This window comes from Paenibacillus sp. EKM206P (genome assembly GCF_011066155.1).
In the GTDB taxonomy this organism is placed as follows: domain Bacteria; phylum Bacillota; class Bacilli; order Paenibacillales; family Paenibacillaceae; genus Paenibacillus; species Paenibacillus polymyxa_D.
This window is the reverse complement of the sequence record NZ_JAAMNQ010000003.1, coordinates 620,453-640,853: the sequence shown is the minus strand read 5'-3', so window position 1 is coordinate 640,853 and position 20,401 is coordinate 620,453. Positions and strand designations below refer to the sequence as shown.

General features: G+C 44.1%; 20 protein-coding genes and 2 pseudogenes. 20 read left to right on the top strand and 2 right to left on the bottom strand.

Annotation, left to right across the window (positions count from 1 at the left end; genetic code table 11):
• Nucleotides 1–649 precede the first annotated feature (649 nt).
• The 19 genes and pseudogenes from G9G53_RS09775 (at nucleotide 650) to G9G53_RS09685 (ending at nucleotide 16,321) form a co-directional block, all read left to right on the top strand.
• Entirely contained in the window at nucleotides 650–892 is a 243-nt protein-coding gene (locus tag G9G53_RS09775; RefSeq protein WP_165147135.1) for a hydrogenase maturation nickel metallochaperone HypA/HybF, read from the top strand.
• A gap of 3 nt (nucleotides 893–895) precedes the next feature.
• On the top strand, nucleotides 896–1,558 hold the full coding sequence (hypB, locus tag G9G53_RS09770) for a hydrogenase nickel incorporation protein HypB (protein ID WP_165147132.1): 663 nt from the start codon (nucleotides 896–898) through the stop codon (nucleotides 1,556–1,558).
• Nucleotides 1,513–3,891: a carbamoyltransferase HypF gene (gene hypF, locus G9G53_RS09765; protein ID WP_165147129.1), complete on the top strand. Its 2,379-nt coding sequence runs from the start codon at nucleotides 1,513–1,515 to the stop codon at nucleotides 3,889–3,891. The genes hypB and hypF overlap by 46 nt, the downstream gene beginning before the upstream one ends.
• Entirely contained in the window at nucleotides 3,869–4,093 is a 225-nt protein-coding gene (locus tag G9G53_RS09760; RefSeq protein WP_165147126.1) for a HypC/HybG/HupF family hydrogenase formation chaperone, read from the top strand. The genes hypF and G9G53_RS09760 overlap by 23 nt, the downstream gene beginning before the upstream one ends.
• On the top strand, nucleotides 4,090–5,208 hold the full coding sequence (gene hypD / locus G9G53_RS09755) for a hydrogenase formation protein HypD (RefSeq protein ID WP_165147123.1): 1,119 nt from the start codon (nucleotides 4,090–4,092) through the stop codon (nucleotides 5,206–5,208). Before G9G53_RS09760 ends, hypD begins: the two co-directional genes overlap by 4 nt.
• Before the next feature lie 18 nt (nucleotides 5,209–5,226).
• Nucleotides 5,227–6,228, top strand: a complete 1,002-nt coding sequence (hypE, locus tag G9G53_RS09750) for a hydrogenase expression/formation protein HypE (protein WP_165147120.1) — start codon at nucleotides 5,227–5,229, stop codon at nucleotides 6,226–6,228.
• Between the two features lie 24 nt (nucleotides 6,229–6,252).
• Nucleotides 6,253–6,513, top strand: a complete 261-nt coding sequence (locus tag G9G53_RS09745; protein WP_165147117.1) for a hypothetical protein — start codon at nucleotides 6,253–6,255, stop codon at nucleotides 6,511–6,513.
• A 41-nt stretch (nucleotides 6,514–6,554) separates the two neighbouring features.
• Nucleotides 6,555–7,085, top strand: coding sequence for a cytochrome b5 domain-containing protein (locus G9G53_RS09740; protein ID WP_238794823.1), 531 nt, complete (start codon nucleotides 6,555–6,557; stop codon nucleotides 7,083–7,085).
• Nucleotides 7,082–7,987: a hydrogenase small subunit gene (locus G9G53_RS09735; RefSeq protein WP_238437749.1), complete on the top strand. Its 906-nt coding sequence runs from the start codon at nucleotides 7,082–7,084 to the stop codon at nucleotides 7,985–7,987. Before G9G53_RS09740 ends, G9G53_RS09735 begins: the two co-directional genes overlap by 4 nt.
• Before the next feature lie 4 nt (nucleotides 7,988–7,991).
• On the top strand, nucleotides 7,992–9,398 hold the full coding sequence (locus tag G9G53_RS09730; RefSeq protein WP_165147111.1) for a nickel-dependent hydrogenase large subunit: 1,407 nt from the start codon (nucleotides 7,992–7,994) through the stop codon (nucleotides 9,396–9,398).
• Complete coding sequence (locus G9G53_RS09725) at nucleotides 9,395–9,844, top strand: hydrogenase maturation protease (RefSeq protein WP_165147108.1); 450 nt, start codon at nucleotides 9,395–9,397, stop codon at nucleotides 9,842–9,844. The genes G9G53_RS09730 and G9G53_RS09725 overlap by 4 nt, the downstream gene beginning before the upstream one ends.
• A 641-nt stretch (nucleotides 9,845–10,485) precedes the next feature.
• Complete coding sequence (locus G9G53_RS09720; protein ID WP_338018497.1) at nucleotides 10,486–11,055, top strand: sulfurtransferase TusA family protein; 570 nt, start codon at nucleotides 10,486–10,488, stop codon at nucleotides 11,053–11,055.
• A 28-nt stretch (nucleotides 11,056–11,083) separates the two neighbouring features.
• Nucleotides 11,084–11,479, top strand: coding sequence for a DsrE/DsrF/DrsH-like family protein (locus tag G9G53_RS09715; protein WP_165147105.1), 396 nt, complete (start codon nucleotides 11,084–11,086; stop codon nucleotides 11,477–11,479).
• Nucleotides 11,480–12,634 (top strand): MBL fold metallo-hydrolase, encoded by a 1,155-nt coding sequence (locus G9G53_RS09710; protein ID WP_165147102.1) that lies wholly within the window; start codon nucleotides 11,480–11,482, stop codon nucleotides 12,632–12,634.
• Between the two features lie 17 nt (nucleotides 12,635–12,651).
• The gene (locus tag G9G53_RS09705; protein ID WP_165147189.1) at nucleotides 12,652–12,879 is read left to right on the top strand and encodes a sulfurtransferase TusA family protein; all 228 of its coding nucleotides are present in this window, start codon (nucleotides 12,652–12,654) and stop codon (nucleotides 12,877–12,879) included.
• 313 nt (nucleotides 12,880–13,192) lie between these two features.
• A complete protein-coding gene (locus G9G53_RS09700) occupies nucleotides 13,193–13,981 on the top strand; it encodes a sulfite exporter TauE/SafE family protein (protein WP_165147099.1) in 789 nt (262 codons plus the stop codon).
• A gap of 88 nt (nucleotides 13,982–14,069) precedes the next feature.
• A complete protein-coding gene (locus G9G53_RS09695) occupies nucleotides 14,070–14,543 on the top strand; it encodes a DsrE/DsrF/DrsH-like family protein (protein WP_165147096.1) in 474 nt (157 codons plus the stop codon).
• A 70-nt stretch (nucleotides 14,544–14,613) separates the two neighbouring features.
• A pseudogene (locus tag G9G53_RS09690) lies at nucleotides 14,614–14,852 on the top strand (metal-sensing transcriptional repressor).
• Nucleotides 14,853–15,052: 200 nt separating this feature from the next.
• Entirely contained in the window at nucleotides 15,053–16,321 is a 1,269-nt protein-coding gene (locus G9G53_RS09685) for a DNA polymerase IV (protein WP_165147093.1), read from the top strand.
• A 387-nt stretch (nucleotides 16,322–16,708) separates the two neighbouring features.
• Here G9G53_RS09685 and G9G53_RS09680 read toward each other — a convergent pair.
• A pseudogene (locus G9G53_RS09680) lies at nucleotides 16,709–17,179 on the bottom strand (Y-family DNA polymerase); the annotation flags it as partial.
• A gap of 216 nt (nucleotides 17,180–17,395) precedes the next feature.
• Here G9G53_RS09680 and G9G53_RS09675 point away from each other — a divergent pair.
• Nucleotides 17,396–19,921 carry a transglycosylase domain-containing protein gene (locus tag G9G53_RS09675; RefSeq protein ID WP_165147090.1) on the top strand — a complete coding sequence of 842 codons (2,526 nt, stop codon included), beginning with the start codon at nucleotides 17,396–17,398 and terminating at the stop codon, nucleotides 19,919–19,921.
• 14 nt (nucleotides 19,922–19,935) lie between these two features.
• Here the strand turns inward: G9G53_RS09675 and G9G53_RS09670 are convergent, their stop codons facing one another.
• Nucleotides 19,936–20,238, bottom strand: coding sequence for a Ger(x)C family spore germination C-terminal domain-containing protein (locus G9G53_RS09670; RefSeq protein WP_165147087.1), 303 nt, complete (start codon nucleotides 20,236–20,238; stop codon nucleotides 19,936–19,938).
• Nucleotides 20,239–20,401: the final 163 nt, after the last annotated feature.

The following is a 20,401-nucleotide window of genomic DNA, read 5'->3' as shown; positions in this document are numbered from 1 at the left end:
AACAACTCATCGTTACGCTCCCCTTGTACCGCTTCCTTTATCATTTGTACTGCTTTCGGAAATCCTGTGTTCCAGATAGGTACAAAATTGGCCCGCATATAGTATGAATTTCCCCAGTAAGAAGGTACTTGATACAAGTTTATTCCCTCCCGATGTTAGTTTTTAGAAAGTATATGCGCATCTGCCCATGTCGGTTCCACATTAGGGAAATGGCTGTTCCGCACACACTCCTAGTCACCCTTTTATTGTGAAGTAAGTGAAGTAATTCTGGGACTACGACTTACCAACATACTGGGTTGTTATACTGTTGATAGCTAACACTGGGGAAGAGCTCACTAAAAGATCAATTACGATTTGTGTTGTAGTTGAGAGTACTGCATCTATTACTTCCAGATAATCAGAGTACCTATTAATGTACATAATACTTGTTTCAGGGTGATACGTGTATGCAAGCTATAAGCTACAGAGAAATAAACAAGGTACCACTTGACGAGTATTAGCTGGTTTCCTTGTATCAGCTAGAGTTTTTTTTAGTCAGTATAAAAACAAGTGCATTGGCCTGCTGGCTGCAGTGAGACATAGTTTCTATTGTCATGTTCAATTTACGAATCGCATAAGATAGAACTAAAACAATGGAGATATTATCCACATGCACGAAGCAAGTCTCATGTATGAAATCATTCAGACCGTCCAGAACACTGCAAAGGAGCACGATATTAACAAGGTAACGTCCATTGAGCTAACTATAGGAGATCAGTTAAGCATACTTCCTGAAGCACTTTTCTTTGCTTTTGAATGCCTTAAAAAAGGAACAATACTGAAGGACAGTATAATAAAATGGGAAATAAGTCCAGGACGTGAATTTTATCTTGCTTATATAGAAGGAGAATAAATGATGTCAATCCGAATTTCTGTCCATCAGGATATTATGCGCGGAAATGATGAATGGGCTAAGCGTAACCGCACTATATTGGAAGAGTACAATGTATTTACAATTAATATGCTAAGCTCTCCAGGCGCAGGTAAAACCAGCTTATTGGAAGCTGTCATTCCGCGACTTAAACCTCAGTTACAGGTAGCAGTGATCGAAGGAGATGTATGCACTACGTTGGATGCAGAACGCATAGCTGCTCTAGGTGTTCAAGCTATTCAAATTAACACACAAGGAGCCTGTCATCTAGATGCAAGGATGATAAATGAAGTAGTACAATCCCTTCCTCTGTCCCTAATTGATTTATTGATTATCGAAAATGTTGGAAATCTGGTGTGCCCTGCAAGTTTTGATTTGGGAGAGCATTGCAGAGTCACTGTAACCAGCACAACAGAAGGGGCGGATAAGGTAGAGAAATACCCGGAGGCTTTTCAGAGGAGTCACGCCATTCTATTGAATAAAATCGATCTGATGCCTCATCTGAACTTTGGGATAGAACAATTTGAACTGGGATTGAGGAAGATAAGATCAAAGGCTCCCATATTCCATACTTCTGCGAAAACGGGGGAAGGAGTACAAGAATGGGAAGAATGGCTGAAGAAGAGAGTCCGCCGGTCCATAGAGTAAGGCTGTTTGTTCAGGGAGTGATCCAGGGCGTCGGATTTCGGCCTTTTATTTACCGTTTGGCGGTAAAATATGGACTAACCGGATTTGTCCAGAACCGATCTTCCCTAGTGATTGTCGAAGTGGAGGGGGATCCGGATCAAATTTCTGCTTTCTCGGAACAATTAATATGGGAGGCCGCCTCCCCTATCAGGGTCGATCGTATATCCCGTGAGAGAACACCGCTTAAAGGAGACACAGCATTTGTTATATCCATGAGCCATGAAGAAGGTCAAGCTGTCAGCATGATACCTCCGGATATATCAACCTGCCCAGAATGCCTAACTGAACTCCGTGCATCGACTTCAAGATACTACAATTATCCCTTCACCACCTGCGCTCAATGCGGTCCAAGATTTTCTCTCGTGCAACAGATGCCTTATGACCGAATAAGTACCTCGATGGCCTCTTTTCCTATGTGTATTTCCTGCAAAAAAGAATACAAAAATGTACAAAACCGAAGATTTCACGCTCAAACGACGACCTGCCCGGCTTGTGGACCCCAAGTAACTTTGTTAAATAAGTTGGGGGAAACGCCGTCCGGTGACTGGTTGACGAACTGCCATCAGGCATTACAAGAGGCTCAGATTCTTGCAGTCAAAGGAGCAGGAGGGTTTCATCTTATCTGTAATGCCGCCTCTCAGGAGGCGATCTCCTCTCTCAGAGTCCGAAAAGGGAGGCCCAATAAGCCTCTAGCCATTATGGCAAAGGACTTAGCATGTATCCAATCCAACTTCTTTGTTTCCAAAGTAGAAGCAGAAGCTATAAACAGCCAAGCAGCACCCATAGTGCTGTTAAGGCCTAAACCTGGGCGATCCCAGCTGCTGCCATTAAGCTCCATAGCACCGGGTCTAAACCGCATTGGAGTGATGCTCCCTTACACTCCGCTTCACCATCTCTTATTTCCGGAAAATATCGATTTCTTGGTCGTAACCAGCGGGAATCCGAGCGGAATGCCCACCATATATAACGATGATGACGCCTTACATCAACTGGGTTCGATTGCCGATCTATTACTCCTGCATAACCGGGCTATCGTCATGGGCTGTGACGATTCCGTTGGACAAGAATTGGCTGGAGATTTTCAGCTGATCCGCCGCTCTAGAGGATACGTACCCGAATGTTTGACCATTCCGCTGCCCAGTACTCATCAAGGGGATTCAGTAAAAAATTGGCCGACCCTTTTGGCCATTGGTCCGGATATGAAAAATACATTTTGTTATATCCATCAAGGAAAGGCCTATCTCAGTCAACATATTGGCGATTTAAACACGTTAGAGAATATCAAATATCAACAAGATGCTCAAGAACATCTGCAAAAGCTTGTAGATGCGGCCCCCGAATTGATCGTATATGATCCACATCCCGACTATCTGAGTACACGGATGATGGAAAAGACATCGCAAATCCCCTTGATGGAGGTCTATCATCATCATGCCCACATGACTTCTTGTATGGCAGAGAATCATATCCAAACTGCAGTAATCGGTTGTACGTTAGACGGTACCGGGTACGGGGACGATGATACACTTTGGGGATTTGAGATTCTGACCGGAGACTATCTGTCGTATCGACGCGTTCAGCACCTCAAACCGTTTCTTCTACCTGGGGGTGAAGCCGCCATACGACGCCCATGGATGACGGGGATGTCCTTACTGTTTGAAGCTGCAGAATCAGAAGATCAATTTATGAAATGGTGTGAGTTTTGTTTCCCTAGACATCAAAGTCAATTTTCCTTGCTACTATCTCAGCTGCATGGAAATCTGCCAGCTCCACGCATAAGCAGTGCGGGTAGATTATTAGACGGAATATCTGCAATCTTGAATATCTGTCATGAAGGCACATATGAAGGGGAAGCCGCCATTCAATTCAGTGAGATCATGGAGAAAGATGATTTTACATCTCAAGTTGGAGACATATCTAATCGCTACCGTTACACCATCGAGCATGATAGCTGGGTAATCGACGAAATGATTCAAGGAGTCATGCAAGATTATGTGAGACAAACTCCTCTCATGGACATCGTTCGAAAGGTCCATCACACCCTGGCTTCTATGATTGTGGAGGGGGTTCATAGAGCGAAGAATCAAACCGGAATCACGACCGTGGTATTGAGCGGCGGTGTCTGGAACAATCGATATTTAACCCATATTACCAAACAACATTTAACCCATGAAGGATACGTCGTATATACCCATCACAAGGTGCCGACTGGAGATGGGGGTATCGCCTTAGGGCAGGCTGTAAGTGGATTATGGAGGTGGGCTCACGAACATGTGTCTGTCGGTCCCAAGTAAAGTGTTGATCGTGTATCCAGAGGAGTTTGAAGCCAAGGTTGAGTATCTTGGCGCAAGGTTTGTTGTAGGCACACGTTTGCTGGAACAGGTCGAGCCGGGCATGTATGTCCTTGTTCACGCCGGCGAGGCTATACAGATTATTGATGAGGAAAGAGCGCTGGATGGGCTGCTGTTATGGAAGGAGATGCTAAGAGAAACATGAATCTGATGAGCTTCAGGGATCCTGTCCAATTTGAACAGATGTTTATACAGATGGAACCGCATTTTCTTCAGGCGAGAGAGCGCTTGGGAAGGAAACTGCGTTTCATGGAGGTGTGTGGTACACATTCCGTCGCTTTCAGTAAAACAGGTCTAAGACAGCGGTTATCGCCATATATTGACTTGATCAGTGGGCCCGGCTGCCCGGTATGTGTAACGGCCCAAAGTGATATTGATCAGATGATTGCTTATGCAAACATCCACGAAGTAATCCTGGCCACATATGGGGACATGATGAAAGTTCCTGGATCTTATTCCAATTTGGAGAAAGAAAAAGCGAATGGAACAAACATTCACATTCTCAATTCCGCGTCGGAAGCCATTGATCTAGCTATACAGAACCCGAACAAGACCGTGATCCTCCTGGCAGTAGGATTTGAAACGACCGCGCCAAGCGTCGCACTCAGCATCCTAAGGGCAAAAGAAAACAATCTTAGCAACTTTTTTGTTTATTCAGCTCATAAGCTGACTCCTCCGGCACTCGACGCGCTGCTTGATGATTCAGAACACCAGTTGGACGGATTTCTTCTGCCTGGCCATGTTTCGGTCATCATTGGACGCAGAGGTTGGCTTCATCTGGAGAGTCTAAATGTTCCTGCTGTTATTGGCGGTTTTGAGCCCATCGATATGTTAATGGCCGTGGGTGTTCTCACTATGGAATTGAATCGACCTGATCGTAAACTTCATAATCTGTACCCGCGTTTTGTGGCAGAGGAGGGTAATGCGGTTGCACAGAAGATGATGGATTCCTGTTTTATTAGCAGCTCCCCTTCGTGGAGAGGATTCGGTGATCTTCCAGATAGCGGTCTGCAGATCCGTCGAGAATACAGCCCATTCGATGCCTCTATACATCTAATAACGGATAAGCAAAAAACCAAGGAGATTAAAGGTTGTCAATGCAGCGAGATCGTGAAAGGTAAGATGTCTCCTTTTGAATGCAAACTGTTTGGCAAGGCATGTACACCCTCTCAACCGCTGGGACCGTGCATGGTATCGGCAGAAGGGACGTGTTCCACCTACTACCACTATGAGAGAAACAAGGAACGAACTAGAAGTTGAAAGAAGAGGGATATTGTCATGCAAAAAATTGTTATTTCCCATGGTGATGGCGGGAGGATGACACATGATCTGATTCAGCAGGTTTTTTTACGATACTTTAAAGATCCAGTGCTATTGGAACAAAGTGATGCTGCTATCATTTCAGTACAAACTCCTTACGCAGCGGTCAGCACAGACAGTTTTGTTATACAGCCGTTAGAATTTCCCGGAGGGGATATAGGGAAACTGGCAGTAGCAGGAACAGTGAATGATCTTGCAGTAAGCGGAGTGAAACCGGCTTTTCTCACAGTAGGATTTATTCTGGAAGAAGGGCTGGAAATTTCTTTCCTGCAGCGCATTGTTCATTCATTGGCTGTAACCGCTGCTGAAGCAGGAGTCCGCATTATTGCGGGAGATACTAAAGTCGTAGAAAAGGGCTCATGTGGTGGAATGATCATCAACACGACGGGCATAGGTTATATGGAAAAGCCAAATCGGATCGCCATGCGGAATATTAGGCCTGGAGATGTCATCGTCATCAACGGCGGGATCGCTGAACATGCAGTGGCTATTCTGGCTAAACGGGCGGGTCTGGAATTCTCGCCAGGCCTGCTCAGTGATTGTTGTGCGCTGAATGGAGTGGTCGATCAGCTTCTGGACACATTTAAAACCATTCGATTTATGAGAGACCCCTCACGCGGAGGAATAGCTACCTCATTGAAAGAAATTGCCGAGCACACGGAATTGGATATGGTGGTCGAGGAAAAAGAGATCCCTCTACGCCTAGATGTACAGGGAGCGATTGAAATGATGGGAATGGATCCTTTGTATATGGCGAATGAAGGCAAAGTTTTAATATTCGTCGCAGAAGAAGAAGCCGCCGCCCTTGTTCAATGTCTAAAATCCATCCCGGGTTATGAAACAGCGAGTGAGATTGGGCGAGTCAAGGAAGGGACTGGGAGAGTGCTGCTCCAAACGATGATCGGTGGAACACGGGAGCTGGATAGAATGTCTGGAAATCCGCTTCCACGTATATGTTAATCAAACAGGGGAGGTTAGTACTATATGTGTCAAAACTCTATTAACGATGCACCCGTTCTGGTACTGGTTCAATCCATGCAGCAGCAGATGGAGCAGGTTCGTGTCAATGCAGGTCACTGCAGGGGGTTTATGTCTGATCACAATGCGGAACTTACTGCAGCTTTTCAAGAGGCTGAGCAGCAAGCGGAGCTTCTAAATCAAAGGTTAGAAGATATTGTGCTTCTAATGAACGCCAGAGCTGTTCAGCCTTCGGCAACCCGTCCTAAGTTCACCTTCTTTGAATAATTGAATAAAATGCCCATATCTATCGTATGGGAGGCATACTTGTGACGAATCGACAGCTGGTACAGGAACAAATAAATAGTACATTCTCGGAAATTCAATATTTAATACGATTGCTCTATACTCATCAGGATGCGCAGATGAAAGGATTGACGCTAAACCAACTTTGGAATCAAATCTCTCAACTCCAGTTCCTGGTGCAGCTCGACAGAGACCAGAATAACACCGCATTACCAGTAAATGCAGCAAATCTCTCCTATTCTAACCCCACCATCTCCTCTAATCCTGCTGCGACCAACCAACTACCAACTAATCCATCCGGCAATTCCATTCCTGCCAATCAGCCAAACTTCACTCGTGAGCAGCTGGCTGAATACAACGGGAAAAGCGGCAGACCCGCCTATGTTGCTGTAAAAGGGATCGTGTATGACGTCACAGGTAATGCAGCCTGGTCGGCAGGAACCCACTTTGGACTTACTGCGGGACAGGATTGGACACGGGAATTTGCGTCTTGTCATGCTGCAGAGCAATGGATTCTGAACACATTAACGCCTGTAGGGAGGCTGACGAATTGAGTGACAGAATCGTGCTGCCACCGGAAACCTTGACGAATGAAGCCATATCCAGCCGCTTATTCGAAGAAGCCAAGCAGAAGATTCAGAACGGGGAAGTTACCAAGACCAAGCTCGTATGGCTTGAGCTGAATGGCTGTTCCGGAAACATTATATCCTTGCTTAATGGCCAGAACCCCAGCTTCGAATATATGATCACTTCCATGGTGGACCTTGTATACAGCAATAGCTTAATGATCCCTGAAGGAGAAAAGGCGCTTGATCAGCTGTTTGATTTATTGAAATCGGACGAAGAATTCATTCTGGCAGTTGAAGGAGCTGTGGCTCTTCGTGATCAGGGGAACTATCAGATTATAGGCAGTTATGAGGGGAAACCCATTACAGGGCTCCAGGCTGCGAGGATGCTCGGGAACAAAGCAGCCCACGTCATTGCAGTAGGTGCATGTGCCGTCGATGGCGGACCTTCAGCCGCAAAGCCTAACTTATCCCAAAGTGTAGGTTTGCAAAGTGTTCTTCAGCGTAAAGTAATTAAACTGCCTGGTTGCCCGTGTCATCCGGATTGGTTTCTGGGGACGCTTTCCCATATTCTAATGTACGGCGAACCTGCATTGGACAACAAAGATCGGCCGCTCTTGTTTTATAGCACATTAATTCACGACCGATGTCCAAGACTAGATTATTTTAATAAAGGTATTTTTTCCAAAACACTGGGCGAGCCTTACTGTCTGTTCAAGCTCGGATGTCGCGGCCCGGTCACCCGTGTGGACTGTCCGACGCGCAAATGGAATAATCATGTCAATTGGCCTATTGGCGCGAGCACCTGCATCGGATGCTCGCAGTTCGGGTTTCCTGATCAGATGAGTCCTTTTATTAGCTTCGATACCACCTATGCAGTCAAGGAGTAATGCCATGACTAAAAGAATAAAAATTAATCCGTTAACACGAATTAGTGGATTTATGGAAATGGATGTGACCCTGGAGGGCAGCCATGTCGTTGATGCCAAAACAAAAGGTGTTATGTTTCGCGGGTTCGAACAGATGATGGTGGACCGCAGTCCTTTTGATGCGATTTATTTAACGCAGCGCATCTGTGGTATATGCTCCACAGCTCACTCTGTTGCAGCCTCCGTTGCCTTGGAGGATGCTTTACATATTGTTCCTACGGAGCAGGGACGTTATTTAAGAGATATTATTCATGCCTGTGAATTTATACAGAATCACTTGAGGCATTTTTATCAATATGGGCTTCCCGATTTTGTAAATATACCTAAAGTGACCTCCATTTATACAGATGCACATAGTGATTTTCGGCTGCCATCACAGCTAAATGAACTTCTTGCCTCTCACTATTTCGAATCTTTGCCGATCAGCAGGCTGGGACATCAATTGCTGGCACTGTTTGGAGGTAAAGCCCCGCATAACCACGGCATTTTTGTCGGAGGATATTCCACTCCAGCAACCACGGACAGACTGGTAAGTGCGAAGTCCATTCTTGTACAAATTAAGGACTTTGTACTGGCCAAAATGCTCCCTGACGCATACGTACTGGCCAGATATTATGATGATTATTTTCACATTGGAGCGGGTCCACGAAACCTGATGACTTATGGATTGTTCAATAACTATTTAGATCTGGGAACCTTATATGTGGATTCTGGCGTGTATCGCGAAGGCCATTTTGAGCAATTTGACAGAAGTTATATTAATGAGCATATTGATTATTCCTGGTATGAAGGAACGGCTCCGAATCGACCGTTTGAGAATATGCCGGAGCCTGATATGAACAAGGAACAAGGATATACATGGGTAAAAGCCCCCAGATATAAAGAGCTGCCCTATGAAGTCGGTCCTCTGGCCAGGCTGTGGATTAGCGGGGAATACCGCCATGGAATCTCGACGATGGACCGGATCCTTGCTCGCTGTCTGGAAGTTAAGAAAGTCATCGAAGTTACAGAGATATTATTGGATCAGGTTATCCCCGATACTCATGTACAACAACAGTGGCAAGTACCTGACGAATCTCAAGGAGAAGGGTTAGTAGACACAACTAGAGGTGCACTGGGGCACTGGGTTAAACTCGATAACAAAAAAATATCTTTTTATCAGATCATAACACCATCTGCCTGGGATTTCTCTGCAAGTACGGCCACAAACAAGGGAACTGCGGAGCAGGCATTGATAGGTACCAGGGTCGCTAATCCGGATGACCCCATAGAGCTTGGCCGAATATTACGATCCTTTGATCCTTGTATGTCCTGTGCGACGCATGTTCATCGTGAAGGACATGCAATCCAAACGTTCCAGGTGATGGGATGAGTCGATTAACCGTGCTGGGTATTGGAAGCCAACTGATGGGGAACGACGGGATTGGGGTTTACGTGGTCGAGGCATTGAGAGTTATGAATATTGATGACCGTGTCACGTACATAGCTGGAGAGACGGACCTTGACTTTTGTCTTCAATACATTGAGGATGCCGACATTCTTCTCATCGTTGATGCAGTTATTTCCGGAAATCCTGTTGGGACAACGACCATTTGCAAACTTCATCATCTGATTCCGGAAGAACGGGGGATTTCAGCCCATAACCTTCACATCCTACACATGATTCCGTTAATATATCCCAATCTGACAGCCTATTTGCTGGGCATTGAGGTAAATGTTCTGGAATGCGGTATAGGAATGGATGAAACGATGAGCTCCTATTTTGATAGTATTCTTCAGCAAGTCTTGGTGAGTATTAATTCTTTGTTAAATAACTGAATTGCTTAATCGTGAGTTTGAAATTCTGATTTATGATATTTTTTATTCCTTTTTCAAGAAAGCTTCGGTATATAGTATTCTAGGTGGCTAGCGATTTAATATTCCAAATGGAATCAGGTAATGTATAAAAAGTGCAAGTTCTGTACTCAAATAGCTGACATAATTAAAGTGATAGCTCCCCCAATAAGATTTTTTATTATAAAAGGTTTACTTGAAAGAGATTCTTGTAACGTTATTTGCATTCAATCCTCTGGTCATTTGCGTAAACTTCGTTGGTGGCGGAATTATTGACGCAGAGAGGAATGACCTAAAGTAGATTATTATGTTAAAAGTAAAAAATGAAGCAACTCTTTAGAGTGCTTGAATAGAAGAAGCCAACCAGCTTAGAGGTTGGCTTTTTTTATGAAAAATTGCTTCTTAACAAACGAAGTTTAAAAGGGATGTAGGTCAGTTGGAGCAACAACTCATTATTTAGTAATGGAGTTGACAAAAATGATGTCTCTTTGTAATATACCTATAGGGGTATGGGTAATAAATGAATGACCCCATTGAAATTGGCATTGTAAACCACAGGTCAGAAGGGAAGACTTAAATATAAACTCTGTACCAAGTTCATAACAAAATTTGAGGGGGTCTCTGCAGTGGCCGAAATTAAAGTAGATCAGACACTCGATTGCAAAGGGCTTGCATGTCCAATGCCAATCGTAAGAACAAAAAAAGCGATGGATCAACTTGATGCTGGTCAAGTTATTGAAGTACAAGCTACAGATAAAGGGTCTCTGGCAGACATTCAAGGATGGGCCAAAAATACCGGGCATCATTATCTCGGTACAATAGAGGAAGGCGATGTACTCAAGCATTACGTGCGTAAGGCAAGTGCTACTGAAACAAAGGAAGAGAAGAAGCATCCACATGTAATTTCCAATGATGAATTGAAGAAAAAACTTGCAGATAACGAGGAAATTACCGTACTTGATGTACGTGAACCTGCCGAATATGCGTTTAATCGAATTGCCAGTGCCATTTCAATTCCGCTGGGTGAACTCGAGGGTCGGATCCAGGAACTTAACCAAGAAGAAGATATTTATGTCGTATGCCGTACAGGCAGCCGCAGTGACCTTGCCTGTCAATTGCTTACTGAAAAAGGATTCAAGCAAGTCAAAAATGTAGAACCGGGCATGACTGGTTGGACGGGTCCAACAGAAAAATAAAAAAACAACAATAAACGGAGGTATAACAATGAGTACTAAAGTAGCTATTATTGCAAGCAATGGTGGAATGTTCGATGCATATAAAGTGTTTAATATCGCAACTGCTTCGGCAGCGACTGAAGCAGAGGTTGCCATTTTCTTTACTTTTGAAGGCTTGAATCTGATTCATAAGCAAGCTCATCATCAACTGCCGCTACCTGCAGGGGCTGAACATTTTGCTGAAGGATTCAAAAATGCAAATGTTCCATCGATCCCACAGCTTGTAGAAATGGCTCAGGAAATGGGTGTCAAGATTATTGCTTGCCAGATGACAATGGATGTTATGAACCTGACAAAAGAGGATTTTATTGAAGGCATTGACGTAGGCGGAGCTGTCACTTTTCTGGATTTTGCGAAGGATGCCAACGCTACATTGACTTTCTAAATGAAGGGGGAAACGAAATTGGAATTAAAAGCGATGACGGCCAAGGAACTTACTCGTATCGTCTTGGCTAAAGAAGAAATCTTTATCCTTGATGTTCGTAATGAAACCGACTTTAACGATTGGAAGGTTGAAGGCGACAGTGTTGATATCATCAACATTCCTTATTTCGACCTCTTAGATGGTGTAGATGCTGCGCTCGAAAAGATTCCTGATGGCAAAAAATTGCTTGTTGTCTGCGCAAAAGAAGGATCCTCCAAGTTTGTGGGCGAGCAAATCGTCGAAGCGGGCAGAACCAATGTGTATTACCTGGAAGGCGGTATGAAATCGTGGAGCGAGTACCTGGAGCCGGTGAAGATTGGTGACCTAAAGAGCGGTGGATCTCTGTACCAGTTCGTCCGGATCGGCAAGGGCTGTCTCTCCTACATGGTCATTTCGGACAGTGAGGCTGCCGTCATCGATACGCTTCGAATGACCGACGTGTTTGAACAGTTTGCCAAGGAGCAAGGCGCACAGATTAAGCACACTCTTGATACGCATCTGCATGCCGATCATATTTCCGGTGGCAGGAAGCTTGCGAAGCAAACAGGTGCCACCTACTGGTTGCCGCCTAAGGATGCAGAAGAAGTAACATTCAGTTACGAGAAGCTGGAAGAGGGACGAGACATCACGGTTGGCGGTACAACAATCCGAATCCAGCCGATATACTCGCCTGGTCATACGATCGGCAGCACTTCGTTTATCATTGATGATCAGTACCTGCTCACCGGAGACATCCTGTTTATCGAATCGATTGGTCGTCCCGATTTGGCCGGAAAGGCAGAGGATTGGGTAAGTGATCTCCGTGAAACACTCTACAGCCGCTATAAAGAGCTTTCACGGGAATTAATCGTATTGCCAGCCCATTTTGGCAAAGTGACTGAGCTGGGAGAGGGCGGCAAGGTGATGGCTAAGCTGTCTGACCTGTACCGCAATAATCCGGGTCTGAATATTAGGGAAGAGGATGAATTCCGACGCACTGTAAGTGAAAACCTGCCCCCGCAGCCTAATGCTTACCAGGAAATACGCCAAACGAATATGGGTAAAGCAACCCCTAGTGAAGAGAAACAACGTGAAATGGAAATCGGTCCTAACCGCTGTGCCGTTCATGATAAATAAAGGAGAGATGAATGAATATGAAAACAGATCTTGTAGTGGATACTAAAGGAATGGCATGTCCGATGCCGATTGTGAAGGCGAAAAAAGCGCTGGGTACATTGGCTTCCGGCCAAGTGATGGAAATATTGTCTACGGACAAAGGCTCCGTTAACGACTTCCAAGCTTGGGTGAAGCAAACGAATCACGAGCTGCTTAGCCATGAGGAAGAAAACGGAATTTATAAATTTTATGTAAAGAAGGTGTAAACAAATAAGCGAACACGCTAAGCGTGTTCGCTTATTTCAAGCCGGTCATAAATAATCGTAACACCAAGTGTGCAATAGTTTTCTTCCTTATAATGACCCTGTGGACAGGATTTTGTACAGCAAGCGGAATTGCTCATGACTTGCAGCCTGTTGCTGCAAACGGGGCATCTGTCTTCAAGTAATGATTTTAATATGGTCAGCATACGTTATTCCCCATTTCTCATAAGTTTACTTGGTATTATTATAACCTGTATGATGTGCTTCGTATACTGTTTTTATTGAAGCCAGTACTTGAACGGAAAGGGGGATACCTTTGGAATATTTACTCTTCATCGTCATGATTATACTTGGATTGGTAGGCTCTTTTTTTTCAGGGCTGTTAGGGATCGGCGGAGCCATTATCAACTATCCGCTGTTGATGTACGTACCGTCTATGCTTGGTGTTGCCCACTTTTCACCGCATGAGGTGTCTTCCATCAGTATGTTTCAGGTTTTTTTTGCCTCGTTGGCTGGTGTTTTGGCGTTTCGAAAGAAAAGTAAAAATGGGTCATCGATCGTGCATAAGGGGTTAGTGTCCTATATGGGCAGCAGTATTCTTGCGGGCAGTCTCATCGGCGGTTTTGTCTCCAGTATGATCAACGAGGGCGTTATTAACCTGCTTTATGGCATTCTTGCGGTTTTGGCTGTCATTCTCATGCTGATTCCCCGCAGAGGCACAGAAGAACAGGTGCAAGAACTGCGCTTCAACAAGTGGATTGCCGTAGGATCTGCTTTTGTGGTAGGGATCGTATCTGGGATCGTAGGTGCTGGAGGAGCGTTTATCCTTATCCCGATTATGCTGACAGTTCTCAGGATTCCGACGCGAACAACCATCGCTTCTTCACTGGCTATCGTATTTATATCTGCGATTGGCGGAGTCCTCGGTAAAATTAGCGGCGGTGCAATCCCCCTCTTGCCGACCGTATTTACTGTCATCGGAAGCGTGATTGGTGCGCCGCTTGGCTCCAAAGTAAGTTCTAAAATCAATGTTAAGGTGCTTAGATACGGCTTGGTTGTGCTGATTGCCCTTACAGCTATAAAGGTTTGGTCCTCCATTCTTTAAGATATAGCAGAAAGAGTTACATCAACATTTCACTTATAATACCTACCTATAGGGGTATTGGTACAAAACGAAAAGGAGTTTAAATACGATGGCAGAAAAATCAACGATCGTCCTTTTCAGCGGCGATTTGGACAAAGCAATTGCAGCGTTTATTATTGCAAATGGTGCGGCAGCATATGATCATGAAGTGACGATCTTCTTTACCTTTTGGGGATTAAACACGCTTCGTAAAGACGAGATTGTGAAGACGAATAAAGGCTTGCTTGAAAAAGCTTTCGGCTGGATGATGCCACGAGGCGCAAAGAGGCTCGGACTGTCAAAGATGAATTACGCTGGGCTTGGCCCACAAATGATCAAGCATGTCATGAAGAAGAACAATGCACTGTCCTTGCCGCAGCTCATCGAGCTTGCGCAGGAGCAGGGAGTGAAACTCGTAGCGTGCACTATGACTATGGATCTCCTTGGCTTGAAACAGGAGGAATTGATCGATGGTTTGGAATATGCAGGTGTGGTTGCTTACCTGGGAGACGCGTCGAACGGTAAGGTGAATCTGTTTATTTAAGAAGTGTATGAGTTTAATTCTTTACTCTATATTATACCTATATCGGTATGTTAGAGAGGAGCAGACTAAAATGGAATACAATTATCGGAATTGATGAAAACACGCCTTCGCCGAATTGAAGGACAAATTCGAGGCGTGTTACGGCTAATGGAGGAAGGGAAGTCCTGCAAGAAAGTGGTTCCACAGTTGTCCACCGTACGTAACGCTTCCGATAAAGCCATTGCCCAGATCGTGGCGGAAAATCTGCAGCAGTGTATCCTGGCTGAGCAAGCCGCCGGTAAAGACACGACTATTTCCATTGGGGGATAGTCCCTCTTTAGCTTTTTGACAACAAGGAGCAAGTTTCTTTGACTTCATTACCTATGGAGAAAATCATTTAAACTCCTCAATCTTTTCACTTGCAAATTATACAAGTCCTATAAATTACCTGAATACAGAACTCGTGTTTGGCATTATAATAATCAAGAACGCATGTTCGTATATACGTAATCGGTTTTGGAGGGTACAGCATGACTAAAACAACTGAGCGGACAATTCTTTTGGCGGATTGTCAGAGTTTTTATGCGAGTGTAGAAAAAGCTTCTTACCCAGAGTACAAAAATAAACCGCTTGCGGTAGCAGGCGATCCTGCACGCAGGTCTGGAATTATTTTAGCAGCATGCCCTATGGCCAAAAGTTTCGGGGTGTCTACAGCAGACCGGCTCGGTGAAGCCCTCAACAAATGTCCTGAGCTTGTGATCGTCCGTCCCCGTATGAAACATTATATTGATGTCTCTTTAGCAATTACGGATATATACAAGGAATACACCGATCTAGTAGAGGTGTTTAGTATCGATGAGCAGTTTCTGGACATTTCGGGTAGTTTTAAAATTTTTGGAGATTCTTTAACCGTTGCAAGAGAAATTCAAAAGAAGATTCTTTTACAAACCGGGGTTTGGGTACGAATAGGAATCAGTTCCAATAAGGTTCTTGCCAAAAGCGCAACTGATATTTGGGCTAAAAAAATTAAAAGCGGTATATTCACGTTACCCAAGACAGAATTAGAGCAGCTACTCTGGCCACAGCCAGTTAATAAAATGTTTGGGGTAGGTTCGCGGATGTCGTCCCATTTTGAGCGGCTTGGTATGACAACCATTGGTGATATCGCTAGAACGTCTCTACCAGACCTTAAGTCTAAATTCCGCGTTCGTTTTGGAAAACAGTCGGATATACAGGCGGAGGTCATGTGGAAAACAGCCAATGGTCTAGATGAGAGTCCTGTAGCTCCGTATACCCTCAGTTCTCCACAAAAGTCGGTAAGCCATATGATCACCCTACCCCAAGATTATTTGGAACCAAATGAAGTAGAGACCATCCTGCTTGAACTCTCGGAAGAAGTTTGTCGAGACAGTCGTCGTAAGGGGTACATGGGCTCTGTCGTGACCGTTAGTTGTACATGCAGTCCATATGAGGCTCCCACCGGATTTTCTAGGCAAATAAAGCTAACAGATCCGGCTAACAATACGAATAAAGTGTACAACGCAGCAAAAAAAATATTTTATAATTTTTGGAACGGTATGCCGATACGACGCTTAGGTGTCACTTTAAGTGGGTTGGTTGACGACCAAACTTATCAACTTTCCTTCTTTGAGGATCATGAGCGTATCCGCTCCTTGGAAGAAGCAACAGATAAAATTAAAGAACGCTATGGTAGCGCAGCTATCATAAGAGCGTCCTCTTTGACCCAAGCTGGTCAGGCACTAGAGAGATCCCTAAAAATCGGGGGGCATTATAAATAAACAGGTATTAAAACTAATACATCCAGTAAATTCGATCTTTCACTATTAGTACAGTGTAAATTCCTGATTATTGGAACCAAGCTATCCGTTAGTTCAATAAAAAGGGTGCTTCCGCACCTTTGCTTGGGTCACGTCCTCATCATTATATTCCATTTAAATTATTAATTAAAGAACATACGCGGGTAGCATGTAGTGCTCTAAAAGAAGCCTTATCTTAGTCTAAGCAATAAGAAATACTTGGACATCTACAACTAAATTTTTAATCTAAAACTTTTTTCGAAAGCAATAAACAAAGAAATTGAATAATGTACATTACTTTAGTCGTTAAATATCTTGTTCCTACAGGATTTTATAATTATGTACAAGTAATTTAGTTTGTCTTATTACTGTTTTAGCCAGCATTTTGTTGGAGCTGATGCCAATTCGAATCCATACTCCTGTTTGTGCCAGTACCTTTTGCTGAATTTCACTTGCAATACTCACCGGATCTCCGAACAGAGAGAGGCTTCCGCTCATATCCAGAAACTGTTCATCAATGCTGAAAACTTCAACCAAATCCGTATATTCATTATAGATTTCTGTTATTTTTAATGAAACATCGATATAATGCTGCATACGCGGGCGTACAATGATAAGGTCAGGACATTTTTTCACCGCTTCTCCCAGACGTTCTGCTGTAGATATACCGTATTTTTTGGCCAGCGGACATGCAGCTAAAATAATGCCTGAACGAAGTGCAGGGTCACCGGCCACAACGAGTGGCTTATGTTGGTATTTGGGATCATCTGCTTTTTCGATGCTGGTATAAAAACTTTGGCAGTCCGATAAGAATATGGTTTTATTTCTGCGTTCCTTCAAAAATTCGACCTCCTCTCCTGATAGGTGTTGATCATCCTACCAAAATATTCTTGAATGTATACTCTTATAGTAGTATTATATACAGAACAAGTGTTCCTAATACAAATGTATTTTTTGGAACGTTAGAGTTTACGTAAAACCTAACATGGCGTATCATAATATCTTGAGCAAAAACAAGTGGAAATGAATGAATATTGAGGGGAGAAAACCATTTTTATGAACCCAAAACGTCGACCATCATCTCAAAAACGCAGTAGGTGGCGTATTTTTGGCAGAGTTTTGCTAATTAATATCAAGTGGTTCTCGTTTGCGGGTGTACTTGGAGTGCTATTTGCTGGAGGTCTTATATCCGGCTATGTAGCGGCACTGGTTCATGATGAACCTGTACGATCACGTCAGTTGATATATGAAAAGGTAAATGAGAACGCTCTGACCAGCTTTGTATTATTTAATGATCAGGTAACTCCGGTTGGAAGAATGCGCATGGAGGAGGATCGACAGCTCGTTGATCTGAAGGATGTCCCTCAGTCGATTGTGGACGCCCTCATTTCAACGGAAGACAGCCAATTTTATGAGCACCGTGGTGTGGATTTAAAGGGAACAGCTCGTGCCGTTAAGCAGAAGCTTTTGAATGAAAACCGCCAAACAGGCGGCAGCACACTGACGCAGCAGGTAGCCCGAAGGGTTTTTCTCAGTCTGGATAAGACGGACAGCCGCAAGGTGAAGGAAATGCTGCTAGCATTGCGTATGGAACGGTTTATGGGCAAGGATAAAATATTAACGGCTTACTTAAACAAAATGCCTTTTGGTAATGGTTCCGCTGGTTACAATTTATATGGAATCAAGTCTGCTTCGTTAGGAATTTTCAATGTAAGTGATCTACATAAGCTTCATATTGCTCAGGCCGCTTATTTGGCAGGTCTCCCGCAACTGCCATCTGTTTATTCCGCTTTTGATGGTAAAGGGAACTTTGATGAAGAAGGCTTCAATAAAGCGATGGAGCGTCAGCGTGTCGTGTTGGGAAGAATGCTGGCAACAGGTAAACTTACGCTATCCGAATATAATGAGGCGCTTCAATTTGATGTGAAAGCCACTCTTGCGCCACATCGCGAAAAAAGTTATAACACATTCCCTTATTTGATGCTGGAGACAGAGCGGGAAGCCGCTCAATTGTTAGCGCTCCAGCAAAATCCGGATATCACGCCAGCCGAAATTTCCAAGCCTGAGCATGCCGAGCTTCTTCAAAATACGCGAGAAGAGTTGCAAAGGTCCGGATATCGAATTTATACAACGATAAATAAGAAAATTTATAATAATATGCGGCAGATTGCAGCCAATCCACAAAACTTTTCTCCGTACAGTAAGAAGAAGGGATTAGAGCAGATTGCAGCAATCATGATTGATCATAAAACAGGGGCTATACTTGGTATGATCGAGGGCAGAGATTTTAATACCGAGCAAATGAACTATGCAACTCAAATGACACGTCAGCCCGGTTCTGCCATGAAGCCTATTGCTGCTTATTTACCTGCTTTGGAAAAGGGCTACACTCAGCCAGCCGGTCTTATTGATGATTCACAAATCATATTGAAAGACGGACGTAAAGGTTATCATATTCCTAAAAATTATAACAGACGGTACGAGGGGCTTATGACAGCCCGTGAAGCACTCAATCGGTCAATCAACATCCCTGCGCTGAGGCTGTTTCTATATGAAGTTAAAATTTCTAACGCTTGGAATTTTGTGCGTTCTCTTGGAATTACGACGATTCAGCCGCAGGATGAACATGCTCAGACAGGGGTTTTGGGTGGACTAAGTAAAGGGGTATCCGTCGAGGAACTGACCGCAGCATATGGAACGATTCCCAATATGGGTGTATATAATGCACCTCATCTGATCAGCAAAATTACGGATGCCAACGGGAAGATCGTATATGAATTTAAACCGCAGACGAGACGTGTATATTCGCAGCAAACCGCATTTTTGATGACGGATATGCTCAAAACGGTTATATCAGATCCGAGGGGAACTGGCAAACGTCTGCAAAATACTTTTAAAAGCTACGGTGCCATTGATATCGCCGGTAAAACCGGTACGACACAAAACTTTGGTGATGTGTGGTTTATGGGGTACACACCTGACGTTACACTAGGCGTCTGGGCTGGTTACCGCCAACAGGTTAATACATTATCTCAAGAAGGTCATTCCAGAGCACAGTCAGTGTGGGCACTGATCATGAATGAGGCGGTCAAGGACCAGCCTGAGCTTTTTAAGAATAAGCACTTTATACAGCCGGAAGGTGTTGTAAGAGTTACGGTTTCTAGCCTTACAGGTAAGCTACCAGGGCGTTATTCCCGTCAATCGGGTCAACTCGTGACTGACTGGTTTAATCAAAAATATGTGCCTACCGAGGTTGGAAGAGAACAGATTCCGCGTTCTGCTAGACCAGTGGTCCCATCCAAACCAGATATCAAGGAAAAAGCAGTCCCAGAGGTTGAGGTCCCTGCAATAGATCAAGAGAAAATTCCACCAGAGGAAACGGATCCTGCTGTTCCTGACGCAGACACAGAAGTAGATATGCCTGATGAGAACAACGATGTGCCATCAACAGATACTTCGCAACCTTCTGTTGAAAATGAACAGGAGACTCCTTCTGAATCGGAAAGCCAGAGTGAGACTCCAAAAAACCAATCTGACGAAGTTACTTATCCAGAAATAATATCTGATCAACCCAAAAACTAAACGACAGGAACGGTTTAGTTTAAAATGCCGTTCCCAACAATGTCTACAGTGACCTGCGGATGAAAACGAACATTGGGGTATTCTTCATTCCAATCTACACTTTTCCATACTACTGGATGATGAGCGATCAACTGTCTGTCTACGCCAAAGGCATCACATCCATTTTCCTGATTGCTTTGAGGATCATCTACAGTCTCTAGCGTTTGCGACAACACGCCTTCAGGAGTGAGATCATAAGCCGATGCATTTGCCAATCGGGCATCCTTCAAATTGTTCTGATCCCAGCAGCCTGTTATAAACATGAGTAGAGTCAGCATTCCAAGTGCTCTGCTCTTTTTTTTATGTTTCAGGTCCCTCCTTTTTTTTGAAGAGATAGGATAGAATCAGCAGCAGAAAAAGGGAACACAATTAGGGAAAAATAAGCAAAATTATTGGATGTGGAACCAATTCCCAGCTATTATTTGATGGTATGCGCCAGCT

Coding starts and splice junctions, on each gene's coding strand:
- G9G53_RS09775 (WP_165147135.1), top strand. CDS start 650: ATGCACGAAGCAAGTCTCATGTATGAAATCATTCAGACCGTCCAGAAC.
- hypB (WP_165147132.1), top strand. CDS start 896: ATGTCAATCCGAATTTCTGTCCATCAGGATATTATGCGCGGAAATGAT.
- hypF (WP_165147129.1), top strand. CDS start 1,513: ATGGGAAGAATGGCTGAAGAAGAGAGTCCGCCGGTCCATAGAGTAAGG.
- G9G53_RS09760 (WP_165147126.1), top strand. CDS start 3,869: ATGTGTCTGTCGGTCCCAAGTAAAGTGTTGATCGTGTATCCAGAGGAG.
- hypD (WP_165147123.1), top strand. CDS start 4,090: ATGAATCTGATGAGCTTCAGGGATCCTGTCCAATTTGAACAGATGTTT.
- hypE (WP_165147120.1), top strand. CDS start 5,227: ATGCAAAAAATTGTTATTTCCCATGGTGATGGCGGGAGGATGACACAT.
- G9G53_RS09745 (WP_165147117.1), top strand. CDS start 6,253: ATGTGTCAAAACTCTATTAACGATGCACCCGTTCTGGTACTGGTTCAA.
- G9G53_RS09730 (WP_165147111.1), top strand. CDS start 7,992: ATGACTAAAAGAATAAAAATTAATCCGTTAACACGAATTAGTGGATTT.
- G9G53_RS09725 (WP_165147108.1), top strand. CDS start 9,395: ATGAGTCGATTAACCGTGCTGGGTATTGGAAGCCAACTGATGGGGAAC.
- G9G53_RS09715 (WP_165147105.1), top strand. CDS start 11,084: ATGAGTACTAAAGTAGCTATTATTGCAAGCAATGGTGGAATGTTCGAT.
- G9G53_RS09710 (WP_165147102.1), top strand. CDS start 11,480: ATGAAGGGGGAAACGAAATTGGAATTAAAAGCGATGACGGCCAAGGAA.
- G9G53_RS09705 (WP_165147189.1), top strand. CDS start 12,652: ATGAAAACAGATCTTGTAGTGGATACTAAAGGAATGGCATGTCCGATG.
- G9G53_RS09695 (WP_165147096.1), top strand. CDS start 14,070: ATGGCAGAAAAATCAACGATCGTCCTTTTCAGCGGCGATTTGGACAAA.
- G9G53_RS09685 (WP_165147093.1), top strand. CDS start 15,053: ATGACTAAAACAACTGAGCGGACAATTCTTTTGGCGGATTGTCAGAGT.
- G9G53_RS09675 (WP_165147090.1), top strand. CDS start 17,396: ATGAACCCAAAACGTCGACCATCATCTCAAAAACGCAGTAGGTGGCGT.
- G9G53_RS09670 (WP_165147087.1), bottom strand. CDS start 20,238: ATGCTGACTCTACTCATGTTTATAACAGGCTGCTGGGATCAGAACAAT.